The organism is Streptomyces sp. NPDC058307, from assembly GCF_042880295.1.
Classification (GTDB): domain Bacteria; phylum Actinomycetota; class Actinomycetes; order Streptomycetales; family Streptomycetaceae; genus Streptomyces.
In genome coordinates this window covers 1-1221 of sequence record NZ_JBHVYZ010000047.1, presented here as the reverse complement: position 1 = coordinate 1221, position 1221 = coordinate 1, and the positions used below count along the sequence as shown (strand labels likewise).

At 68.6% G+C, this 1221-nt stretch carries 1 protein-coding gene; it reads right to left on the bottom strand.

Annotated features, from left to right (window positions below):
* Positions 1–128 precede the first annotated feature (128 nt).
* Positions 129–1221 (bottom strand): PBSX family phage terminase large subunit (locus ACFVYN_RS28745; RefSeq protein ID WP_390003430.1); only part of this gene is annotated, 1093 nt, incomplete at its 5' end.

Genomic DNA, 1221 nt, shown 5'->3' with positions numbered 1-1221 from the left:
ACAGGGCGGCGAGGGCGGGGCGTACCAACTCACCGGGGGCAAGGTTCAGTTTGCCTACCTCGACGGTGTGCTCGCCGACGGTGAGGGATACGGGAAGGGTGAACGCTGCGGCCATGGCGGCGGCCTCCTTACGCGGCGAGGGTGAGCAGGTGCCGCCATTCGTGGGCGGTCGAATGGATCACGTACCTGAGCGCGTCGCACGAGTGGTCGTTCGCCTTGACCGGCTTGTCCTCGCCCTTGTCGGCGGCCGTCTCGTCCCACACGTAGGCAGGCAGTTCGTCGAGCAGCCCCTCGCACGACCGGTGTATCCGCAGCAGACCGGCGCCGAGCAGGTTCGCCACGGACCGGATGCCGTCCACCACTTCGTTCGAGGCGCGGGCGACGCCCTCGTAAGAGTCGGCCCACAGCTGCGTGATGAAGCTCGCCGCGCTCGGGTCGATGAACGTCCACTCGGCCGTGACGCCGAGGTCGGCAACCCACGTGCGCAGTGCGGCCGAATACTGGGCGTCGGTCATCTGCCGGTGCGCGGTGCGGGAGTCGTGGCGCCACTCGGCGCACGCGTACAGCCGGCCGTCGACCCCCTCGCCGAGCAGGATCGCCGAGGTGGCGTTGACCGTGCCGTAGTCCACGCCGATCCAGTACCGGCGCATCGCGGGCAGTTCGTCGACCACGTGCTCGGACTCGTCGAACATGTCGTAGATGGCGCCCTCGGCCTGGACCCACAGACCCAACACGTTGCGCTTGTAGAACAGGCCGGTGTGCGTCGACTTGATCCGGGCCTTGTACTCGTCGTCAAGACCGGGGTTGTCGTCCAACTGGAAGTGCCACGACCTGAGCCGGGCCTCGGCCGGCCTGAGCAGGTAGTCACGGCGTAGCCAGTGATTCGGATTGTCCGGGTTGGTGGTCGCGAAGATCTTCGACCCCGGCACGCTGCAACGCGCGGTGAGCTGGTCAAAGAACGACTTGGGGAGCGTGGTCGCCTCGTCCACGTACGCGCCCGCGCACGTCAAGCCTCGTACCTTCGGCTCGGCCTGGGCGTCGTTGGCGCCGAGGGCGTGCACTGTGCGGCCGAGGACGGTCGCCGTCGCGGCGCCGCTGGTGTACTGGACGTCTTGGGCGACCTCGCCGAACACGTCCGGGTTCATGAGCGGGCCGAACACGTTCCGGGCGAGGCTGTCGCGGGTCCGGCCGACCATGACCAGTTCGCCGCCGGTCGGCGGG